This window comes from Methyloparacoccus sp. NF-16 (assembly GCF_056880625.1).
Window position 1 is genome coordinate 1,617,500 of sequence record NZ_CP174130.1, and the last position, 19,541, is coordinate 1,637,040.

The following is a 19,541-nucleotide window of genomic DNA, read 5'->3' on the forward strand; positions in this document are numbered from 1 at the left end:
CACGCCCTGCGGAAGGCGGGGCGCCGGTCAGCCCGGATTGGCGGACCACGTCCGCGTCGGCAGTGCCGCTGCCTGCCGTGGTCCCGCCGGCGCCACAGTCTACAGCAACGCGTGCGTGACCTTGCCATCCATCATGGTCTGGACCACCCGGGTGGAATGTATCCGCTCGGGCGATATCCTGAACATGAACCGCCCCGCCCCGCCCCGCCTCTGCCGTCGGCCGGGCGGGATCGGCCGTATGGATCAGGCCGCCCCTGAAAATCCAGTCGGCCTTGCCATCGGCGCGGGAATAAGGCCTGGCCAGCAACCACCCCGGCGGCAGCAGGCACAGGCCGGCGCCAACGGCAAGTTTTTGCACGAACGCTCGTCGTTGCATGGGACTTCTCTCCTGGCAGGTATCGTCCTGCTCTTGTCAAAAAACATCCATCCGTTCCAGCACGCAGGGTACGGCAACCATGGACGCCTGGATGGCCATCATGCTTATGCCCACTGCCGTGCTGCCGCCATGCATGCTGCGCCAGACCGGCATGAACCCGGCTTGATCCCTTCTGCATCAGGTCTCGATTCAAACATTCTGGGGCTGGGAATCCAAAAACATATCCTCCGTCTTAATCCCTTCTACATCAGGTCTCGATTCAAACTAATCAATGGAAGTACGCCTGGACATACGTTCGGGGTCTTAATCCCTTCTACATCAGGTCTCGATTCAAACAACGGCCGTATAACGATTTGGCCGCAGGATCACGCGTCTTAATCCCTTCTACATCAGGTCTCGATTCAAACCCATTGATAACGCTAAGCACTTCGCGACAAGTTGATTTGCTGTAAACTCTCGGCATTCTGGGATATGGACGGACGAGAGAGCAGTGGCACGAGTTGCACCGATAGAATTGGAGGACAGTGAGCGCGAATGCCTGATGGAGATCATCAAGAAGGGCGCGGATTGGCGCGAGCGAGATCGGGCGGAAACGATCTTGTTGCTGGCAGCAGGGTATAGCGTGCAATCGGTGGCGGAACAGCAGAGGCTGTGCCGGGAAGCGGTGCGGGTTCGGCGGCGCAAATGGCTAAAATCAGGTTTGGCGAGTTTGCCGGATCGACCGCGCAGCGGGGCCCCGAGCAAGCTGACGGACGAGCACCGCCAGCAGTTGGGAACGTGGGTGGAGAGTGAAGCGTTGTCGTCGCGGGAATTGCTGACGCGCCTGGAGCGTGAATACCAGGTTGTCATCGGTCGGACCACCTTGCGCCTGGAATTGAAGCAACTGGGCTACGTGTGGAAGCGTACGCGCTACAGCTTGAAAAAAAACGCGATCCGGAGCGATTCGAACGGGCCCGAGGCGACATCGAAGATCTGATCCAACAGGCCCAAGCGGGCGAAATTGAGCTGGCTTATGTGGATGAGGCGGGTTTCGCGCCGCAACCGCCGAACCGCTCGGCCTGGAGCAAGGTGGGTGAAACGCATGCGGTGGTATCGAAGCGGTCGCAACGCCTGAATGTCATTGGCGCGCTGCTGTCCTCGGGGCGGTTGATGATGGCGAAGCTGTGGCATAGCGTGACTGGCCTGTGGTGCTTCGGTTTTCTCATGGCCCTGATCGAGCGGGTCAAGAAGCCGATGGTGGTAATCCTGGACAATGCATCGATCCACACGGCGAAAGCGCTGGAACCGTATTGGGAACTGCTGAAGGAGAAAGGCATGCGGTTTTACTTCCTGCCGCCCTACAGCCCGGAGTTGAACCGGATCGAAATCCTGTGGAAGAAGATGAAGTACGAATGGCTGCCCTTCAAGTCCTTCACGCCGACTGAGTTGGAACAGGCCATCGACAAAATCGGGGCTGGTTTCGGCTCAGAATACCAACTGACTTTCTGCTAGGCACTTATCATCGCGACGGAAACGCGGTCTTAATCCCTTCTACATCAGGTCTCGATTCAAACATTAACTCGCTGCAAATTCAGTTCCTACGCGGTGGTCTTAATCCCTTCTACATCAGGTCTCGATTCAAACCCTCCCGAAAAACGACAATTCCTTTCGCTTACTGGTCTTAATCCCTTCTACATCAGGTCTCGATTCAAACGGAGACACGAATGAACGCTATTGTCGAAACCACCGTCTTAATCCCTTCTACATCAGGTCTCGATTCAAACCCTCAGCGGCTTGAAATCCTCCTCATCAAGCCGGTCTTAATCCCTTCTACATCAGGTCTCGATTCAAACAAATACCGGATTCAATACCGGTGGAGTAGTGGCGGTCTTAATCCCTTCTACATCAGGTCTCGATTCAAACCAGCGTAATGCTTGAAATCCACAATCAAGGCCAGGTCTTAATCCCTTCTACATCAGGTCTCGATTCAAACGAAGGCGCCGATCCACTGGCGTTTCAGGCGCCAGGTCTTAATCCCTTCTACATCAGGTCTCGATTCAAACACGCCGAAGAGCTGCAATCATTGCGGGATGATTCCGTCTTAATCCCTTCTACATCAGGTCTCGATTCAAACGCCAGGTGAAGAGACAGCCCGCGAAAAGCGGGCGTCTTAATCCCTTCTACATCAGGTCTCGATTCAAACGGCGCGGCTATTTCCACTGCGGGCGGCAAGCATGGTCTTAATCCCTTCTACATCAGGTCTCGATTCAAACCCTAAGGGAAAGCCTAAACCCCACGTAGGGGCATGGTCTTAATCCCTTCTACATCAGGTCTCGATTCAAACGGCGCCGGGGGAAGTAGCAGCCCGCGAAAAGCGGGTCTTAATCCCTTCTACATCAGGTCTCGATTCAAACTTGCGGTTTACAGACACTCTGCAATTCATCCATGGTCTTAATCCCTTCTACATCAGGTCTCGATTCAAACTATCGCGTCCAGCGAACGACGATGGCAGCGGACAGTCTTAATCCCTTCTACATCAGGTCTCGATTCAAACCTGGCGCGGGCAACAATTGCCCGCCTAGAACGAGTCTTAATCCCTTCTACATCAGGTCTCGATTCAAACCCCCTCACGGGGCAGGTTATCGGCGAACGCTGTCGTCTTAATCCCTTCTACATCAGGTCTCGATTCAAACCTGCTGGCGGCAGGCATGCCGCCAGCAAACGAGGCGTCTTAATCCCTTCTACATCAGGTCTCGATTCAAACACTGTGATCCAATGCAGTACACCCCTGGTCAACCGTCTTAATCCCTTCTACATCAGGTCTCGATTCAAACAAATCTGGGCAACGGACTATTTTTTCCATTGCGGGTCTTAATCCCTTCTACATCAGGTCTCGATTCAAACAACTCAAGGCCGAAAATGCGGCCTTGAAACAAGAGTCTTAATCCCTTCTACATCAGGTCTCGATTCAAACTCGAGATCTACGACAAGCCGGCCTGCACGCCCGGGTCTTAATCCCTTCTACATCAGGTCTCGATTCAAACGGCTGGGGGTGTTTTTCTCCTTCATTTTCAGTGGGTTACAGGGAGGGTTGACAGAAATCGCGTGCACGCAAAAGTGACACTGCCTCAATCCGGTGACACCTGCGGCGCCGGCATGCCGGGCAGGATGCGCCACCACCCGCGGATGGTTATCGCAGCAGGGCATCGTTCGCGTCGGCGGGCAGTTGCGGCGGCAGCCGGCGCAGGCCAAGCGGGGCGGTTTCCTGCAACAGGGCATCGAGGAACTCGCCGGCCAGCCAGTCGTGAAAGGCGCGGCCGGCGGCGGCGCCGACCGGGGCGAAACCGTGCGCCAGGATGGAGGCGTTGCGGGCGCGCAGGTAGTCGAGCATGGGCTCGCGGCGGTCGCGGTGCCAGGCCGCCAGCGGTCCCCGGGTGTGTTCGGCCACCAGCCGCCAGGCTTCGTAGAGCCCGGCCTGGCGCTTGCCGTCGCGGTTGGGCGGCAGCTGCGGCACCCAGTCGGGCGGCAGATCGCCGGTGCTGACCTGGCAGTCGCGCTGCAACAGCCATTGGGCGGTCCATTCCAGCAGCCGGTACAGGCGCGCGACGCCGTCGTCATGGCGACCCTGGGCGAAGCGCCGTTCGGCGTTGCGGTACAGGTCCAGGAGTTGCGCGGCCTCGCGTTGCAGCGGCTCGCCCTCGGTCAGGACGCGCAGCACGCCCAGCAGCGGGCGGGTGTCATTGGCCAGGGCGGCGGCATAGCCGTGCAGGCGCTGGAAGGCGCCGGCGTGGTCGAAGGCGTCCCAGGCGGCGAAGGCGGCGCTGAGGTCGCGGGCGCGGTTGAGCCGCCCGCGCAGGGTGGCGTTGGCGGGTGTGGGCAGGCGGCGCAGGCCGGCCTCGGCCTCGGCGTAGGCATGCCGGGTCCAGGCGTTGAGGTAGGGCTGCATGCGCCGCTGCAGGCGGATCGCCTCGATGGTGGCGGGCGCGGCGGTCTCGGCGCCGTCGCGCACCCGCACCAGGTCGACGCGGTTGCCGGTGACCAGTTGCAGTTCGACGTCCTCGCTGTCCAGGGCGGCGAGCACCAGCGCGGCGCTCATGCTCTTGGTGCCGCCGGTATAGTCGGCGAGGAGGCGTGCCTGGGGGTAGCGCCGGCGCAGGTCGGCCAGCGCTTCCCGGCACAGGCCGTGGATGGCGTCCAGGTCGTCGCTGGGCACCCGGCGCAGTTCGTAGCGACCGGCGGCCAGTCCGCACTGGCTGGGAATGTTGGGCAAGGTGGGCTTGTCATCGGTCGGCCTTTCCCTGATGCAGAACCCCTGCCCTTCGATCTGCGCGTCCGAGCCGGCCTTGCCGGTGTTGGGGTCGGGACCGGTGCAGAGGAAGCAGACGTAATCGGCGCCGCTTTCCTGGATGGCGCGGACGATGGGGACATGGGAGCCGCCGACGGTGCACAGCAGCAGGGTGCGGAGGTCGGGCGCGGGTGCGGGGTCGTTCATGCGCGATGGCGTGGGTTGGGGGGTTGGAGTCAGGGTTCGGGGACCGGCGCCTCAGGCGTCGCCGCGCAGGGCGGCCAGCCTGAGCTTCTTCAGGGCTTCCTTGTCGATGCGATCGACCACCCGGGGCAGCCACTCGGTGATGGCGTCGGCCACGGCGCGCTTTTCCGCGGCCGTCCAGTCGGCGCTTTCCCGGGCGTCCCTGGCCAGTTGCTGGGCCAGCTGGTGATACTGGGTGTTCTGGCGGTCCTTGCCGCCGCGCAGCTCCTCGGCGCGCTGGGCCATGGCCTGGCGGAAGTCCTCGACCCGGCGCAGGTTGGGCGTCAGGGTCGCCCGCCGTTCGGCTTCGGCCACCGCCCGGGCGGCCGCCTGCTCGGCCTGCTGCCGGGCCGTGGCCGCCTCGGCCTGGCGCCGCGCCAGGATGGCGGCACGCTCGGCGCGTTGGCTGGCTTCCCGTTCGGCAAAGGCCCGCGCCTCGGCCCGCCAGGGCTCGCAAAGGGCCTCCAGCGCCGGCCAGGCCGGGGCGTCCGCCGCGCCCGGCGTCGCCTCGACCAGCACCCAGCCGAACGGCAGCAGGTCGGCGCGCTGGTCCCGTTCGCCGGCCGCCAGCCAGAGGGTCCTGGCGGCATCGGCTTCGTCCGCCGGCTGCCCCTTGCCCTTCATGATGCGGATGCGGCGTGCGCCGTTGAGCGTGACCGATTCCGCCCCCGAGTGCCGCCCCACCCGCAGCAGGAAGACGTCGCCCGCCTCGATCCTCGGCTTGACCAGCGCGATCAGCTGGTCGATGGCGTCCACCCAGGCGGCCGCGACGTAGCCGCGCGTCTGCATGAGCTGGATTTCGGCGGTCAGCCGGGGCCGGTAGAAGGCATTGCAGGCATCGGCCAGCTGGCGCAGGGAATAGCGCAGCTCGCGCGCCGGCAGGTTGCCGCTGGCGCCGGCGGCCTCGACGCGCTGGAGGTTGAGCGTGGCGCGGAAGGCGCGCGTCTGGAAGGCCGACACGCATTCGAGGAACTGCGCCAGGTTTTCGGCCATGGCCGGGATTTCCCGGCCATGCCTGTCCCTGACCGGCGCCTTCTTGCGATTCACGGCCAGGCGCACGTCGGCGGCCGGCCAGTCGGCTGGCCCCTGCCACAGGGCGTCGCCCAGCTGCACCAGGCGCATGGGGTCACGTTCCAGTTGCTGCCGGCCGCACTCGGGGTCGCGGTAGCGGAACAGCCGCCCCTGCAGCTCATGCAGTCCCTTTTTCTCGAACGGCCTCCGGCCGTTGTTTTCCCGGTCGAGCAGCGCGGTGCGCAGCGCGCCCTTGAGCGAGGAGCCGTACAGCACCGGCTTGCGGGTCGCGGCATGGTAGGCGCAGCGCTGGATTTCCAGCTGGTTGAGCACCTGGCGACCGCCGCTCTCGACATTGGCGGCCTGCCCGATGCGACTGGCGTGCAGCGCGGCGAAACCGGGCAAGGTGGGGATGCGATTGATGCCGACGGGGATCAGGCACTCGCGCCGCTCGTGGAAGAAGCGTTGCAAGGACTTGATCATGTCCGGGCCGGGCCGGCCCTGGGCGATGGCGAGCAACTGGCGGCGGTCGCGCTCGTCCAGGGCGGCCATGACCGCGCCGGTGTCGAACTCGTGCAGCACGCCGGCCTCGTCGATGACGTACTGGGTCGGCTCGTAGGTTTCCCCAGTGCCGATATGCACCGGCGCCAGCGGGGTGATGTGCAGGGTATGGCTGTCGTGGGTGCTCATGCGATAGCCCTCCCGGGCAGGCGGATGCCGACCACCGGCGCGTAGCCTTGCTGCACGGTCCCGGCCAGGGCGGCGTTGCGGGTCATGCGGCCGTTGCCGCCCAGGCCCTGGCCCAGCCAGGGCCGTGCCGGCGTGGGCAGCGCGGCCTCCGGCCCGGTGGCGAGCACGGCGCCGGTCTGCGCCAGCAGCACCGGGGTCTTGAACGGGCTGCCAAGGTGCACGCCGAGGTCACCGTGGCGGCCGAAACGGGTGAAGGTCTGGTAGAAGCTGCGCGCCGGGTCAAGGCCCAGCCCCTGCGGCGCGCAGGGCGCCAGCGTGAGCCAGGCATCGGCGCCCGGCTGGCTGGGCAGTTCGGCGGCCTCGGCGGCCACCACGGCGAACTTGCCGAGCCCGACGCTGGCATCGCGGCCGACGCCGTAGGCGCCCATGTCCGCCAGCGCCTGCCGCAGTTCGGCCAGGCTGAGGCGGCGCTCGTCGAGCACGGCATGGACGGCCAGCCGGACCGGTTCGTTGCCGCCGGCGCCGTACCAGTGGCGGGTCTGCGTGTAGGGCGCGAAGGCCTCGCCATCGGTGGTGCCGGTCAGGCGGTGCAGGCTGTTGTGCGGCTGCGGATGGGCCTCGGGCCGGGCACCGGCGACCTCCCCGCCTGGCAGGCAGTGCCTCAGCCAGGCTTCGACCGGCGCGTCGTGCCGCTCCCACGGCAGCCAGGCCCGCCGCTTGGCGGCCTTGCGGTCCAGGTCCGGCACCGGGTCGAAGCAGAAGCCGGGCAGCGCGGGGCGCGGCAGGTAGCCCAGCGGCAGGGCATCGGACAGCACCGCGAAGGGACGGCTCTCGGTGTAGCCGTCGAGCAGCTCGACCAGCCGGTCCTGGCCGTGGCGATGGCGCAGGCTCCAGCACAGCTGGCCGAACAGGCTGTCGCCCAGCGGGGGGCCGCCGAAGGCGGATAGGGGTTGCAGGGTCAATCGGTAAACGGTCATGTCGGGTGTCCTGGCTGTGTTCGACGGAGCCGCGCCGGCGGTCCGCCCGGGGCGAACTCAGGCCGCCGCGCCGAAGCGGACCGCGTCGACGTGCCCGAGCACATCCGCGCCGTCCAGCGCCAGCTGGCTGAAGCGCAGCTTGCCGTAGCCGCGCGAGCCGGAGCCGCCGAGGCCGGTCAGCTCCAGCAGCTTGAGCCCGCGCCAGACCATGGGCAGCAGAGCGCTGTCGCCGGCGTGGACGCGCAGGGTCAGGTTGAAGCTGAAGCGGGCGCCGGCGGGCACGCGCTCGGTATTGCGCGGATGCTCGGCGACGCCCCGGATGCGGTCGATCATGTTCTCGGACTTGGTTTCGGTCAGCAGCAGGTTGCGGTCGTTCATTTCCCGGATCCAGGCCGGTTCCAGCGCGCAATCCCAGAAGGCCAGCCGGGTGGGACCGATCTCCGTGACCAGCTCAAGGTTCTGGCCGGCGCCTTCCGGCGCGCCGCCGAACAGGCGCAGCAGGTTCTTGGCGGCGGGCCGCGTGGCTTCCGGCAGGTCGCGCAGGTGCCGGAAGCCCAGGGGATTGCCCTGGGTCGCGCCGACCACGCCGAGATCCCATTCCAGCAGGCTGCGCATCTTGCCCTTGACGCTGGAGCCGGGAATGTAGGGCTCCTGGGTCAGGGGGTGCTTGATGACCGGATTGTCGGTGCCGCCGATGTGCATCTCCGTGTTGCCGGAGCCGATGTGCAGGCCGGAAAGCAGCTCCAGCGTGCCGGTGAGTTTCTGGATATCGATGAGTTGCATGGGGTTCTCTCCGTCTCAGTTGTCGCCGCGTTCCTGTTTGTAGAAACCCATGAAGGCTTCCCAGAACAGCTTGCAGGTGGTCAGGGTCCCGGCGTCCGTCACTTCCGACAGGGTGTGATGCAGCAGGTTGACGAAGGTCCGGTCGACCAGCTTGCGCCCTTCGGCATAGGCCGCCTTGGCATTGATCATCAGGATGAAGGGCAGGTATTCGGCGAATTTCCCGGGCTGCTGGCTGGCGCGGGTTTCCCACAGCACCAGTTCGTCGTAGAAGCGCCGCAGCTGGGTGGATTTGTTGCGGGACTTGTCCGCGCCCGCGACCGCCCTGGCCGCCTCCTGGGCGATGCCGTTGAAAAGTTGGGCGCCGATCGGTTTCGCCAGCCGGATGCCGCCGGGGTCGTAGACCGGTCCCCGGTCCTCATGGCCATGGTTGCGACCGCCGCCCTGGTTTCGATAGTTCTGCTGTTCCGCCATCTCGGCCTCCTCAATCCCGTTGCTGATACAAGTAAGTGAACAGGGCGATCTTGTAGGCCGCCCCGAACCGTTCGATGCCCTCGCGGGCGATTTCCGTCGCCAGTTCGGCGGCCAGCGCCCGGCGCCGGCGCTCCACCGCCTCGCGATCCTCCCCGCCGCGGATGCGGCTCTCCACCAGGCGCCGGGTGCGGTAGGCGAACCAGGCATGCCAGAGCGCGTTGTGCGGTTTATCGCCGATCCCGGCCGCCATGTCGGTCAGCTGCAACAGCCCGTAGAGATAGCCGGTGGACAGCCCGACGTCCCGGGCCATGCGCGCCAGCCGCGCCTCGCTGCGGCGCAGGGCGTCGAAGCGGTCCCAGCTCACCGTCTGGCCAAACACGGCGACGGCGTTCTTGGCCGCGCCGGCTTCCCCGTCCGGGCCGGGTTCCTGATGGACCTTGGCCGCCTCCAGCGCCGTCTCGGCCAGCCGCGCCAGGTGGCGGATCGGCAGGCCGGGTTTGGTCATGGACAGCCCGGCCGAGAAGTGGATGTCGGGATTGCCGGCGACGAAGCGGGCGAACTCGCTTCGCATCCGCCCCGCCAGCGCCAGCGTGGAATGCCAGGGTCCGATGAGGAAGAAGTCGTCGCCGCCGGCGAACACGGTGTAGGTGTTGCGGTAGCGCCGGATGCCGTCCTCCTCGCCATGGGCGCAGAGCCAGGGCAGGTAGACCGCGAAGAAGGCGTTCACCTGCCGCGACAGCGCCGCCCATTTGGCGAAGGTCGGCCGCTCCAGCCCCCGCTCGAAGAGGGTCCCGAGGTTGTCGACATCGCCCTTGAGCGTCATCAGCGCTTCCTGGCCGACCCAGGTCTTGCCGTCCTCGTGCAGGCGCCGGTCGTCGCGGGCCAGATGGTTGAGGGTCTTCGGTTCGTCCGGATGGGGGACGGACGCGCCCGGGTGCTCCAGCCCCCGGTAGAGCTCCGCGTCCCAGGCGTTGGCATCGTCGAAGCGTGGCACGTAGGCGTTGATGCAGCGGCGGGCGTAGCCGTTCCAGAGCGGGTCCGTGAAGCCTTCCGGCAGCGAGAAGTCCCAGCAGCGGCGCAGGTTGCCGCTGCGGGCCTCGCGGCCGAAGCGGCCGGTTTCCGCCTCGCCGCGGGTGAAGCGGATCCGGTAGCCGAAGATGTCCAGCCGCAGGGTCTGATGGTCGAGCGGCTCGCGGGTGATCAGCACCCGGTCCTGGGTGGCCAGGCAATGTCCGATGTCGATCTGGTCGGCGGCCAGCGCACTGGCCCAGACGCCGGGCGACAGCTCCACCGTGGCCGGCGAACGCCCGTCGACGCGGCACTCGCCGCGCCCGGGATGGAAGGCGTCGAGAAAGTCCTCGAACAGCGCCGGCGGCGGCGCTTCGGCGCACAGCCCGAAGCGCCGCAGCTTGACCGCCTCCAGCTGCTCGAACAGGCGCCGGACGAGCGTCTGGAACGGACTCGCCGCGCCCGCCGTCCCGGAACGGAAATCGTCGGCCCGGGCCGGCAGCCGGGCGAGGCCGATGCCGACGCGGCCGTGGGTATGGCGCAGGAACCAGGCGTCGAACTCGGCCTGCACGGCCGCCAGCGCGTGCGCCGATGCCGGCGTGTTGGGGGCGACGATGAGGAACTTGCCGGCGGCATTGACCACCTGGCTGGTGGGCGGCAGATCCAGCGCTTCCAGTACCCGCAGCGCGGCCAGTTCCGCCAGCAGCGAGACCTGGAAGGAACGCCCGCGCAGCAGCTTGGCGGCGCGTTTCTGGGTCTCGCCGCCGGTGGCGAAGATGAAGTCCTGGATGCCGTGGAAATCGCCCTGGATCAGCAGGAATTTCTCGCTCTCCCAGGCATCGTGGGCCAGTTCGCCGGCGGCGCGCTGGTGATCCCACTGGGCGCGCAGCGATTCCCGGGTCGTGGCCGGATCGTCGTTGCGGTCGGCGTGATAGCGCCACAGCGCGACGGCCAGGGCGGCGGCGGTGCGCGAATGATCGTACAGCGACACCTCCGGCCTGATGCCGCCGGTGGTGGCCGAGGGAATGGCGTGGGTATAGGTCTGCCAGAGGCTGTCGAAATGGTCCAGCCACAGGGGCAGGTTGCCCCGATGGCTGGCGGGGATTTGCGGGATGGCGGCGGTGAAGCCTTGCCAAAGCGCGCGGTACTCGGCCTGCGCCCCGGCGTTGCCGGCGGTTTCGCAGTCGGCCGCCGGCACCGGGAACAGGGCGCTGGGCGAGAGCGGCGCGAGCGGGTAGCGGTAGTCCGGCACGGCGGGTTCCGCCCGGCCGTCCAGGCGGATCTGCTCCAGCAGGGTCCACTGCCGCTGGGTGTAATGGTTGAGTTTCCGGCCATCGTCGTCGGCCGCTGCGTTGTAGCTGGCGAACGCCTCGCGCTCGAAACCGGAGGCCAGCCGGTCGGCGCTGGCGACGATCCATTGCAGGAAGGTATCCGGCCGGTGATGCCGGGCGGCGGCGTTGATGATGGAATCGTCGGCGTTGCGCTCGCCCCAGGGCGCGAAGGGGGTCATGACATCGCCCACCAGCTCGGGCAGGTGCGCCTCCAGCAGGTCGAAGCCGATGGCGGTATAGGCGGCGTGGACATGGGTGGACCGGCCCTTGAAACTGGGGCAGTTGAGCTGCTTTTCCCGCTCGGCCCGGCTGACGCCGGCCGCGTCCTTCTCCTCGGCCTCGGCGATCCGCGCCCGTTCGGCGAACTTGCCCAGGTCGTGCAGGTAGGCCGCCAGGGCCACGCGGGTAGCGGCATTCAGTCGTTCCGGATTCATCCCAAAGTCCTCAGGTGCTCTTGATGAGAATTTGCCGCGGCGCCAGCCCGAGCCCATAGGCGGTGCGCGGCCGCGAGCCGAAGCCCTGGATCAGGTAGGCGGTCGCCGCCAGCGACAGCTGCTCGCGCAGCAGCCGGTTGACGCGGCTCTTGCGGCGCTCGAAGTAGTTCTTGTCCATGCCGGCCTGCAGGCCGGCGGCGACGCGTTCGAGGTCGCCGAGAGGGCCGACGATGTCGCGATAGGTGGCCATGAAGGCCCGCGCGTAGGCTTGGCTGGGCACGCCCTCGGGCGGACAGGTCAGGTGCGGCGCGGTGTCGTGGGCACGGCGCGCGAGCCAGGCGTAGAAGGCCCATTCGGCGGGCGGCAGCTCGACTGGCCGCCCGCCCGCCAGGATCAGGCGCCGGCGGATGTCGAGTTCCAGCGCGGGCGCTGCCAGGCTGCGCTGGGCGGCCTGCACTGTGGCGGAGAAGCTGGCGCGGCCGCTGAGCAGGGATTCCGGCAGCCCCAGCCGCAGGCGCACGAAGGGGATGTCGGCCAGCGTCACATGGGCATCGCGGCTGTCCAGCGGGCGTGGGTCGGGCGGCTGGCCGTAGATGATGTCCGGGTAGGGCGTCGGGTAGAAGAAGCCCGGATGCGATTCGAACGGTGGACTGACCAGCACATGGGTCAGGCGGTCCTGCGGCCGTCCGAACAGCGACAGGGCGTAGCCGGCGAAGAAGCCCAGGGTCTTGCGTCCGCCGGCCAGCGAGACATGCAGCTGGGCGTCGTCGTCGGCGGTGAGCCGGCGCACCCACTCGGTCACGGTGTCGGCCGCGGCGACATTGTCCGCGCCATCGCGGATGTCGGCGAGCGGCTGGCCGCCGGCGTCCCGCAGGACATGCAGGCTGTCGCGGTCGAACTGGATGGCCGGCAGCCGGTAATCGGCGCACAGGCGCCGGAACCAGCCGGGCTGGGCGCTGAGCAGTGTCAGCCGGGCGCGGGCGATGCCCTCCTCGGTGGAGAGCACGTGGACATGGGTCGGCAGCTCGGCCGGCCGTTCCCGGGCCAGCGCGTAGAGCGTTTCGGTCACGACCTGGGGCGTGAGACCGGCGATGCAGAGCAGGTGGCGGCGGGGGTAGGCGTTGCCCATCGCGGCGTGTAGGGTCCGTCCGTGGCGAGGAGGTCCTGAGTATCCGCGATGGCGGGAACTCAGGCGGGATCTGGCAAGCTTGCCGGGGCCAGCCGGTATTGCCCCAGCCCCAGCGTGGCGCCCTTGCCGGCATGGGTCCATTGCCCCAGCCAGAGATAGGGCCAGAACGGCCGGATGTCCGCGCCCCGCAGCAGGAATCCGCCATGCAGGCCGCCCATTTCGAGCGTCGTCTCCTGGCGGCTGGAATAGCGGGTCCAGTCGTACCAGCGCAGGGTCGGCCGGTGGTGGGGGACTTCCCGCGCCTGCCGCATGAGTTCGGCAAAGTCCGCTTCCAGCGGCCGCTCGGTATGGAAGTAGCTGAGCAGGGACAGCCGCCGCAGCAGGGCGCCGAACAGGTCGGCGAAGGCGAAGCGGGCCGGCGTGACCAGGTGATCCTCGCGCTTGATGCGCAGCGGCGTTCGCAGCTCGACCGCCACCCAGTCGGGCAGCGGCGGTACCGGCAGGGGTTCCTCCGGCGGCGTCCGCAGCGGCTCGCCGGGCGCGTAGATGGTCGCCCAGTCCTGCCGCGCCGGGCCTTGCGCCTGGCGGACCTCGACCAGCTCGAACGGCTGTCGCTGGCGGCCGAGACCGTCCTCGCCGGCCGCCGTCAGGGCATGGATGAAATACGGCAGCTGCCGCCGGGCCGCGCCGACCAGCGTGAGACCCAGCCGGTAGCGGGGGCCGCTCTGGCCGGGGATGATGCCCAGCACGAAGGGATGCGGGACGGCGCGGTATTTGCGCAGCCGGTCGGCGTCGGGTGGCGGCGGGGTCTCGAAGACGTAGGGAAACACGCAGCTGCGGTACAGCAGGCAATCCTGGCAGCGGGTGTCGCGGATGACGCAGACGCTGCGCTTGAGCGCCCAGCCGAGCGCGCCGCGCCAGGCCGAGCCGGGAAAGGACGGCAGGCGGACGGGCTCGCGGGTCTCGAAGCCGACCTCAAGGATGGTCAGCGGCAGGCTGAGTGGCATCGGAGCGTCGTCGGGCCAGGGGACTCAGACGCCCTCGGGATAGGCGTAGCTGTAGTGCTTGCGCAGCGGCTTGACCACTTCCCACTGGCTCTCCAGTCCGGCATGGAACGAGACCAGATCACCCGGGCCGATGCGGACCGGTTCGCCACCCGCCGGGGTGACGATGATTTCGCCCTCCAGCACGTAGGCCACCTCGGTTTCGTCGAAATCGATGCCGAAGGTGGAGGGCTCCTTTTCCCATATCTCCCAGCCGGCCACGCCGAGCTGTTGCAGACGGGCCGGGTCGGGACGGTGTTCGAGGGTGATCTTGCTCATGCTTGTCAGGGTTTTCCAGGGGGAGAGTGGCGTCGGATGCGACGGATGGCGACGTTCGGACAACTATTGAAACACTTATTACATGATGCATTTTATGGCCAAGCGAAGTCCAGCCAGCGAATCGATGCACACGCGGGGACGTCGTGTCGGCGGGGAATGTCCGGGATGACGGATGACGGCGAATGGCCCGGAACCACGTCGCCGGCGGAGTGTCTGCGCTGGGTGGCCTGCCGGCGGGCACGCGCGCCGGCCAGGCTGGGGCTTTGCGGCGGGCGTCGCAGGCCGCAGAATCGTCCTCTGTCACCCGGACCCATCCGCCATGGCCAGCATCGTCCTGATCAACCCGCGCTTCGAGACGTCCTTCTGGAGCTTCAGCCACGCCCTGCCGATACTCGGCCGGCAGGCGGTGACGCCAACCTCGGCCTTGCCGTTGCTGGCGGCCCTGACCCCGGCGGAACACGAGGTCCGGCTGATCGACGAGGCGGTGGAAGCCATCGACTACGACAGTCTGGCCGGCGCCGGCCTGGTCGGGCTGACCGGTATGATCGTCCAGCGCCAGCGCATGCGCGAGATCGCCGCCGAAATCAAGCGCCGGGGACTGTTCCTGGTGGTGGGGGGACCCTGGATCACGGTCCAGGAGGACGATCTGGCGGGGCTCGCCGATGTCGTTTTCGTCGGCGAGGCCGACCACACCTGGCCGCTGTTCCTCGCGGAATGGTCGGCCGGCCGCCACCGGCAGCGTTACGAGCAGGCGCAACGCACCGACATGACCGCCCTGCCCCCGCCGCGCAACGACCTGCTGCGGCTGGAGCGCTATCTCCAGGGCAGCGTGCAGATGTCACGCGGCTGCCCCTTTCTCTGCGAGTTCTGCGACATCATCGTCACCTTCGGCCGGCAGCCGCGCGTCAAGACGCCGGCGCAGGTGATCGCCGAGCTGGAGGCCTGGCGCCGGGCCGGCATGGGTGCGGTCTTCCTGGTGGACGACAACATCATCGGCAATCGCAAGGCCCTGCTGCCGATCCTCACGGCGATCGCGGCCTGGCAGCGCGAACACCGCTACTGGGTCTCGCTGCACACGGAGGCCTCGCTGAATCTCGCCGACGACGAGGAACTGCTGGACCGCTTCGTCGAGGCCAACATCCGCACGGTGTTCATCGGCATCGAGACGCCCAATCCGGCCTCGCTGCTGGAGACGCGGAAATTCCAGAACGTCGACAAGCGCCGCCGGCAGGCATCGTTGAGCCAGGCCGACGCGGAGGATTTCCTGATCGAGCGCATCCACCGCATCCAGCGCAAGGGCATCAAGGTCACCTGCGGCCTGATTGTCGGCTTCGATGCCGATACGCCCGCCATCTTCGACGTCCAGCGGCGCTTCCTGGCGCGCTCGGGCATCCTGCAGGCGATGGTCGGCCTGCTGTCGGCCATCCCGAAAACGCCGCTGCACGCGCGGCTGCTGGGCGAGGGCCGGCTGGACACCGACGATCCGCCCGCCTTCGGCACCAATGTGATTCCCGCCGGCATGAGCCGGGAGCAGCTGGCCCGGGGGTTTCTCGACCTGATCGGCGACATCTTCGAGCCCGACGCCTATTTCGACCGGCTGGACGACCTCTACATCCGTCGCCGCTTCTACGATCACGCCGAAAGCGTCCGGGTGCCCAACATCCCCCGCTGGCTACGGCTCAAGTACCTGCTGATATCGCTGTCGGTCACCGGCCTGCTGCTGGCGAAGCTGCTGCTGCACGCCCGCGACTGGCGGCTGCGCCGCCATTACCTGCGGCGGCTGGCCGACTTCGCCCGCAGTCGACCCTACCCCATGCGGTTCTTCGACTACGTCATGGAAAGCGTGTGCCACTACCACTTCTACCGGTTTTCCCAGGACATGGCCAAGGGACGCACCGGCATCGTCAATACGATGTAGCTGCCGCCGCCGGCGGACGGTGGCGGTTCAGTCCCGTCGCAGCAGGGCGTCGCCGATGCCGTCGAACAGCATCAGATTGCGCACCAGGGGTTCGGCGTCGACATGCAGGTCGCCCGAGAACGGGCGGCTGAAGAGGACCACCAGATACAGGTTGAGCCCGATCAGCAGGGCAACCATGCCGACCATCATCAGCTGCAGGCGGTAGCTCTCGACATGGAAGACGTAGCTGAAGACCACCGTGATCACCGCGCCCACGCACAGCACGAACCACTCGACGGCCGGCAGATCGTGCAGCGCGATGCCGGTCCGGGCGCGGCGCTCGTCGCGCAGTTCCAGGGTTTCCTGGACCAGGGAGGGATACAGCGCCTTCTGGTTCTCGGTCACCGGTTCGAGCTGCGTCGCCTCGTTGACCAGCTGCAGACTGATGTTGCGTACCGCCTCGTGCACCTGGCCGGCATCCATCATCGGCCATTCGCGCTCGATGACTTCGTGGGCATAGCTGCGGCACAGGGACTGGAGCCGCGCGGCAGGCTGCGGCGGCAGACGCTGGGCCAGCAGGTAGACATTGGCCAGGGCGTTGGCTTCCTTCTCGACGGTCTGGCGCGCCAGCTGGAAGGTCTGCATCGCGTCCACCACGATCAGCCCCAGCAGCACGGCATAGAGCGTGCCGCCGACGCTGAACATGTTGCCGGAGACATCGTGCACATGCCGCAGCCGGTCGAGCTCGAACCAGCGGCGCACCAGCCCCACGCCCGCCACCGAGCAGAAGACGAAGACCAGGACGAAGATCGAGCCGGTAAAGTAGCTTTCCACATCCAGCCAGGTGGGCATCGCCATTGTCATCTCCTGGTCGGCGGCAGTTCAATCATCCACGGATGGCGGCGCGTCGGCGAAGGCGCAGGGCCTGCCGGAACGGCACACGACCTGATACTGGATGCGCCGCTGGCAACCCTCGGCCCAGGCCTTGTATTCGCTGTAGAGTTCGTCGCTCCAGTCCTCCATGCGGTCGCCGCGGATCGGCCGGTCGGCGGTAGCATCGGCGCAGTGCAGGTCGCGCATGGCGCGCTGGCGGGCCATGAGCTGCACCTGGTCGGATTGGTCGGTGAGGGGCGGCAGGGCCGGGGAACAGCCGGCCAGCAGCGACAGCATCAGCAGCGGCACAGGTTTCATGGCGATCTTCCTGGGAAAAACATGAGGCATCCTGGGGCGAGTCGCCGGCATGGGGTACGCGCGGACGGACCTCGCCGCCGGCTGCAAGACAGGCGATGGATCGTACCCGGGGCAGGCCCCGGTTTTTTCGTCGGATGGACGGTCGCCGGAAGCGTGCCCCCGGGCGCTTCAGGCCGGCTGCGCAAGACCCGGGGCCGGCGGGTTGCCCGGCACGGCCAGCGCGTAGACCGGATAGCCGCTGTAGAGAATGTCCCCGGCCGGCGCCGCGCCCACGCAGCCGCCCAGCAGGGCAAAGGCCATCGCCATCATCAGCCGTCGCATGATCATGCCCTCCACGATCGCTCCAGGTGGGCATACTTCAACCGATTTTGGGACCGAGGGGAACCCCCTTGCCGGCCCTGCCCTGTCCTGCCCGCCGGGATCAGGGCCCGGGCGGGGCGTAGATCGCCTCCACCAGTTCCAGGAACCAGGGCGGGCGCAGCAGGACCACGGACAGGCCGATCGCGCCGGTGACCGGAACCGGCGCGATGTCCAGCAGCAGCAGCGCCAGCAGGGCGGCCACCACCTTCAGCCGCAGCCAGCCGTTCGGCGCCGGCTCCGTCAGACCGGTAGCGGCCGTTGGCCGCCCGTACAGAGCCCGCGTCGTGCGCAGCAGCCAGTCGGGCCGGGCCAGCACGGCATGCAGGCCGATCAGGCAGGTGATCGACAGCGGACCGAAACCGATCAGGCTGAGCCCCAGCATGGCCAGCAGGCACTGGAGCCGGGTGCTCATGGCCGGCAGCCAGCGGAGCAGGCGGGCCGGGGCGCGTTCATTCCCCCATCTGCAACAGCAGACCGCGCTGGCGGGCGATGCGGAACGACAGCCCGAACAGCGCCAGGCCCAGCGCGAGGTAGAGCAGGTTCAGCTCCACGGCCAGCAGGAAGTGTCCGGTGGAAAACACCCGGTCGCGCAGCACCGTGCGCATGCCCTCGAACACATGGCTGGACGGCAGGGCCCAGGCGACCGGCTGCAACCAGCCCGGCAGCACGGCGACCGGGTAATACACCCCGCTCAACGGCGCGAAGGCGAACAGGATGGCCCAGGCGAAGCCTTCCATGCCGAGGCCGAAGCGCAGCACCAGCGCCACCACGATCAGCCCGATGGCCCAGCCCATGACCATCAGGTTGGCAAAGAACGCCACCAGCGGCAGCCCCATGTCGTAGAGGGAATAGTGGTACAGCAGGATGGCGAGGCTCGACGCGATGCCGATGCCGAACGCCGTGCGCAGGAAGCTGACCGCGAGCAGCGACAGGGCCAGCTCGTGCGGGCGCAGCGGGCTGACGAACAGGTTGCCGAGGTTGCGCGAGTACAGCTCCTCGAAGAACACCAGGGACACGCCCAGCTGCGAACGGTACAGCACGTCCCACAGCAGGGTCGCGGCGATGAGCAGGCCCGAGGTCTGCGCGATCCACTCGCTCTGTCCGGCCAGGTAGCGGTTGATCAGGCCCCACAGCACCATCTGCACGGTCGGCCAGTAGGCCAGCTCGATCAGCCGCGGCCAGGACGCCAGCATCAGATAGCGGTAGCGCACCACCATGGCGTTGAGGCGGCCCAGGCTGCCGCGCAGGTCGGCAAGCCGACTCATGGATCGGATTCCCGGGCGATGTCGATGAAGACCTGCTCCAGCGTGTCGCGCCCGTAGCGGGCCAGCAGGTCCGCCGGCGCGCCCCGGTCGACGATGCGGCCCTGGCGCATCATCAGCACCGATTGGCACAGGCGTTCCACCTCCTGCATGTTGTGGGAGGCCAGCAGGATGGTGGCGCCGCTCTGGCGCTGGTAGTCGCGCAGGTAGGCGCGTACCTGGTCGGCGGTATAGGGGTCCAGCGCGGCGGTGGGCTCGTCCATGAGCAGCACATCGGGCCGGTTCAGCAGCGACTTGGCCAGCGACACCCGGGTGCGCTGGCCGGCCGAGAGCGACCCGTAGCCGCGTTCCAGCAGATGCCCCAGCCGGAGCGGCTCGGCCAGTTCCCGGATGCGCCGTGCCCGCGCGCGGATGCCGTACAGGCGCGCGTAGACATCGAGGTTCTGCCACACCGTCAGCCGGTGCGGGAGATCGACATAGGGCGAGGTGAAATTCATCCGCGGCAATGCCCGGAACCGGTCGCGGATCATGTCGATGCCATGGATGCGAATGTTCCCGGAACTTGGCAGCAACAGGCCGAGCAGCATGGACAGGGTGGTGGTCTTGCCGGCGCCATTGCCGCCCAGGAGGGCGTGGGTGGCGCCGACCGGCACCTCGAAGTCGAGCCTGTCGACCGCCAGGATGTCGCCGTAGCGCTTGCTGAGATGCCGAACCTGGATCGCGGGATTGCTCATGACGCGGCACAGGATAGCGGGTGCCGGGGGCGAGGCAAGTTTCCGGGCCTGCCGGCCG

19 protein-coding genes and 1 CRISPR repeat array are annotated in these 19,541 nt (G+C 67.3%); of the genes, 4 read left to right on the forward strand and 15 right to left on the reverse strand.

Features of this window, described 5'->3' with window-relative positions:
• Positions 1 to 115: 115 nt before the first annotated feature.
• The 3 genes from ACH5N8_RS07785 (at position 116) to ACH5N8_RS07795 (ending at position 1,867) form a co-directional block, all read left to right on the forward strand.
• A complete protein-coding gene (locus ACH5N8_RS07785) occupies positions 116 to 754 on the forward strand; it encodes a hypothetical protein (RefSeq protein ID WP_483283142.1) in 639 nt (212 codons plus the stop codon).
• 163 nt (positions 755 to 917) lie between these two features.
• Positions 918 to 1,352, forward strand: coding sequence for a helix-turn-helix domain-containing protein (locus tag ACH5N8_RS07790; protein ID WP_483281920.1), 435 nt, complete (start codon positions 918 to 920; stop codon positions 1,350 to 1,352).
• A complete protein-coding gene (locus ACH5N8_RS07795; RefSeq protein WP_483281919.1) occupies positions 1,271 to 1,867 on the forward strand; it encodes an IS630 family transposase in 597 nt (198 codons plus the stop codon). The genes ACH5N8_RS07790 and ACH5N8_RS07795 overlap by 82 nt, the downstream gene beginning before the upstream one ends.
• A gap of 26 nt (positions 1,868 to 1,893) precedes the next feature.
• Positions 1,894 to 3,399: a CRISPR direct-repeat array (repeat unit 36 nt; unit sequence GTCTTAATCCCTTCTACATCAGGTCTCGATTCAAAC).
• A 146-nt stretch (positions 3,400 to 3,545) separates the two neighbouring features.
• On the opposite strand, the gene ACH5N8_RS07800 is transcribed toward ACH5N8_RS07795, so the two are convergent.
• Genes ACH5N8_RS07800 through ACH5N8_RS07840 form a run of 9 tightly spaced genes read right to left on the reverse strand, consistent with a single transcriptional unit; the run spans position 3,546 to position 14,039 of the window.
• Positions 3,546 to 4,847, reverse strand: coding sequence for a TIGR02710 family CRISPR-associated CARF protein (locus tag ACH5N8_RS07800; RefSeq protein ID WP_460026177.1), 1,302 nt, complete (start codon positions 4,845 to 4,847; stop codon positions 3,546 to 3,548).
• A gap of 51 nt (positions 4,848 to 4,898) precedes the next feature.
• Positions 4,899 to 6,584, reverse strand: a complete 1,686-nt coding sequence (locus ACH5N8_RS07805) for an RAMP superfamily CRISPR-associated protein (RefSeq protein WP_483283143.1) — start codon at positions 6,582 to 6,584, stop codon at positions 4,899 to 4,901.
• Positions 6,581 to 7,561, reverse strand: a complete 981-nt coding sequence (gene csm4, locus ACH5N8_RS07810; RefSeq protein WP_460026179.1) for a type III-A CRISPR-associated RAMP protein Csm4 — start codon at positions 7,559 to 7,561, stop codon at positions 6,581 to 6,583. The genes ACH5N8_RS07805 and csm4 overlap by 4 nt, the downstream gene beginning before the upstream one ends.
• A 57-nt stretch (positions 7,562 to 7,618) precedes the next feature.
• Positions 7,619 to 8,344, reverse strand: coding sequence for a type III-A CRISPR-associated RAMP protein Csm3 (gene csm3 / locus ACH5N8_RS07815; RefSeq protein ID WP_460026180.1), 726 nt, complete (start codon positions 8,342 to 8,344; stop codon positions 7,619 to 7,621).
• Positions 8,345 to 8,359: 15 nt separating this feature from the next.
• On the reverse strand, positions 8,360 to 8,815 hold the full coding sequence (csm2, locus tag ACH5N8_RS07820; protein ID WP_460026181.1) for a type III-A CRISPR-associated protein Csm2: 456 nt from the start codon (positions 8,813 to 8,815) through the stop codon (positions 8,360 to 8,362).
• A 10-nt stretch (positions 8,816 to 8,825) separates the two neighbouring features.
• A complete protein-coding gene (cas10, locus tag ACH5N8_RS07825) occupies positions 8,826 to 11,588 on the reverse strand; it encodes a type III-A CRISPR-associated protein Cas10/Csm1 (protein ID WP_460026182.1) in 2,763 nt (920 codons plus the stop codon).
• Positions 11,589 to 11,598: 10 nt separating this feature from the next.
• On the reverse strand, positions 11,599 to 12,717 hold the full coding sequence (gene csm6, locus ACH5N8_RS07830) for a CRISPR-associated ring nuclease Csm6 (protein ID WP_460026183.1): 1,119 nt from the start codon (positions 12,715 to 12,717) through the stop codon (positions 11,599 to 11,601).
• Positions 12,718 to 12,776: 59 nt separating this feature from the next.
• A complete protein-coding gene (cas6, locus tag ACH5N8_RS07835) occupies positions 12,777 to 13,724 on the reverse strand; it encodes a CRISPR system precrRNA processing endoribonuclease RAMP protein Cas6 (protein WP_460026184.1) in 948 nt (315 codons plus the stop codon).
• 24 nt (positions 13,725 to 13,748) lie between these two features.
• Positions 13,749 to 14,039, reverse strand: coding sequence for a cupin domain-containing protein (locus tag ACH5N8_RS07840; protein ID WP_460026185.1), 291 nt, complete (start codon positions 14,037 to 14,039; stop codon positions 13,749 to 13,751).
• A gap of 319 nt (positions 14,040 to 14,358) precedes the next feature.
• Between ACH5N8_RS07840 and ACH5N8_RS07845 the strand changes: the two genes are divergently transcribed.
• On the forward strand, positions 14,359 to 15,957 hold the full coding sequence (locus tag ACH5N8_RS07845; RefSeq protein WP_460026186.1) for a B12-binding domain-containing radical SAM protein: 1,599 nt from the start codon (positions 14,359 to 14,361) through the stop codon (positions 15,955 to 15,957).
• A 27-nt stretch (positions 15,958 to 15,984) separates the two neighbouring features.
• Here the strand turns inward: ACH5N8_RS07845 and ACH5N8_RS07850 are convergent, their stop codons facing one another.
• From ACH5N8_RS07850 to ACH5N8_RS07875, 6 genes are all read right to left on the reverse strand, one after another.
• Positions 15,985 to 16,794: a bestrophin-like domain gene (locus ACH5N8_RS07850; RefSeq protein ID WP_460026187.1), complete on the reverse strand. Its 810-nt coding sequence runs from the start codon at positions 16,792 to 16,794 to the stop codon at positions 15,985 to 15,987.
• A 24-nt stretch (positions 16,795 to 16,818) separates the two neighbouring features.
• Entirely contained in the window at positions 16,819 to 17,127 is a 309-nt protein-coding gene (locus tag ACH5N8_RS07855; protein WP_460026188.1) for a hypothetical protein, read from the reverse strand.
• A 168-nt stretch (positions 17,128 to 17,295) separates the two neighbouring features.
• Positions 17,296 to 17,448 carry a hypothetical protein gene (locus ACH5N8_RS07860; protein ID WP_460026189.1) on the reverse strand — a complete coding sequence of 51 codons (153 nt, stop codon included), beginning with the start codon at positions 17,446 to 17,448 and terminating at the stop codon, positions 17,296 to 17,298.
• A gap of 100 nt (positions 17,449 to 17,548) precedes the next feature.
• Positions 17,549 to 17,899, reverse strand: coding sequence for a hypothetical protein (locus ACH5N8_RS07865; protein WP_460026190.1), 351 nt, complete (start codon positions 17,897 to 17,899; stop codon positions 17,549 to 17,551).
• A 37-nt stretch (positions 17,900 to 17,936) separates the two neighbouring features.
• The gene (locus ACH5N8_RS07870) at positions 17,937 to 18,752 is read right to left on the reverse strand and encodes an ABC transporter permease (protein ID WP_460026191.1); all 816 of its coding nucleotides are present in this window, start codon (positions 18,750 to 18,752) and stop codon (positions 17,937 to 17,939) included.
• A complete protein-coding gene (locus ACH5N8_RS07875) occupies positions 18,749 to 19,483 on the reverse strand; it encodes an ABC transporter ATP-binding protein (RefSeq protein ID WP_460026192.1) in 735 nt (244 codons plus the stop codon). Before ACH5N8_RS07875 ends, ACH5N8_RS07870 begins: the two co-directional genes overlap by 4 nt.
• Between the last annotated feature and the right edge of the window lie 58 nt (positions 19,484 to 19,541).

Excerpts from the sequence above, each read along its gene's own strand:
- ACH5N8_RS07790 (WP_483281920.1), top strand. The coding sequence starts at position 918 with ATGGAGATCATCAAGAAGGGCGCGGATTGGCGCGAGCGAGATCGGGCG.
- ACH5N8_RS07800 (WP_460026177.1), bottom strand. The coding sequence starts at position 4,847 with ATGAACGACCCCGCACCCGCGCCCGACCTCCGCACCCTGCTGCTGTGC.
- ACH5N8_RS07805 (WP_483283143.1), bottom strand. The coding sequence starts at position 6,584 with ATGAGCACCCACGACAGCCATACCCTGCACATCACCCCGCTGGCGCCG.
- csm4 (WP_460026179.1), bottom strand. The coding sequence starts at position 7,561 with ATGACCGTTTACCGATTGACCCTGCAACCCCTATCCGCCTTCGGCGGC.
- csm3 (WP_460026180.1), bottom strand. The coding sequence starts at position 8,344 with ATGCAACTCATCGATATCCAGAAACTCACCGGCACGCTGGAGCTGCTT.
- csm2 (WP_460026181.1), bottom strand. The coding sequence starts at position 8,815 with ATGGCGGAACAGCAGAACTATCGAAACCAGGGCGGCGGTCGCAACCAT.
- cas10 (WP_460026182.1), bottom strand. The coding sequence starts at position 11,588 with ATGAATCCGGAACGACTGAATGCCGCTACCCGCGTGGCCCTGGCGGCC.
- csm6 (WP_460026183.1), bottom strand. The coding sequence starts at position 12,717 with ATGGGCAACGCCTACCCCCGCCGCCACCTGCTCTGCATCGCCGGTCTC.
- cas6 (WP_460026184.1), bottom strand. The coding sequence starts at position 13,724 with ATGCCACTCAGCCTGCCGCTGACCATCCTTGAGGTCGGCTTCGAGACC.
- ACH5N8_RS07840 (WP_460026185.1), bottom strand. The coding sequence starts at position 14,039 with ATGAGCAAGATCACCCTCGAACACCGTCCCGACCCGGCCCGTCTGCAA.
- ACH5N8_RS07845 (WP_460026186.1), top strand. The coding sequence starts at position 14,359 with ATGGCCAGCATCGTCCTGATCAACCCGCGCTTCGAGACGTCCTTCTGG.
- ACH5N8_RS07850 (WP_460026187.1), bottom strand. The coding sequence starts at position 16,794 with ATGGCGATGCCCACCTGGCTGGATGTGGAAAGCTACTTTACCGGCTCG.
- ACH5N8_RS07855 (WP_460026188.1), bottom strand. The coding sequence starts at position 17,127 with ATGAAACCTGTGCCGCTGCTGATGCTGTCGCTGCTGGCCGGCTGTTCC.
- ACH5N8_RS07860 (WP_460026189.1), bottom strand. The coding sequence starts at position 17,448 with ATGCGACGGCTGATGATGGCGATGGCCTTTGCCCTGCTGGGCGGCTGC.
- ACH5N8_RS07865 (WP_460026190.1), bottom strand. The coding sequence starts at position 17,899 with ATGAGCACCCGGCTCCAGTGCCTGCTGGCCATGCTGGGGCTCAGCCTG.
- ACH5N8_RS07870 (WP_460026191.1), bottom strand. The coding sequence starts at position 18,752 with ATGAGTCGGCTTGCCGACCTGCGCGGCAGCCTGGGCCGCCTCAACGCC.
- ACH5N8_RS07875 (WP_460026192.1), bottom strand. The coding sequence starts at position 19,483 with ATGAGCAATCCCGCGATCCAGGTTCGGCATCTCAGCAAGCGCTACGGC.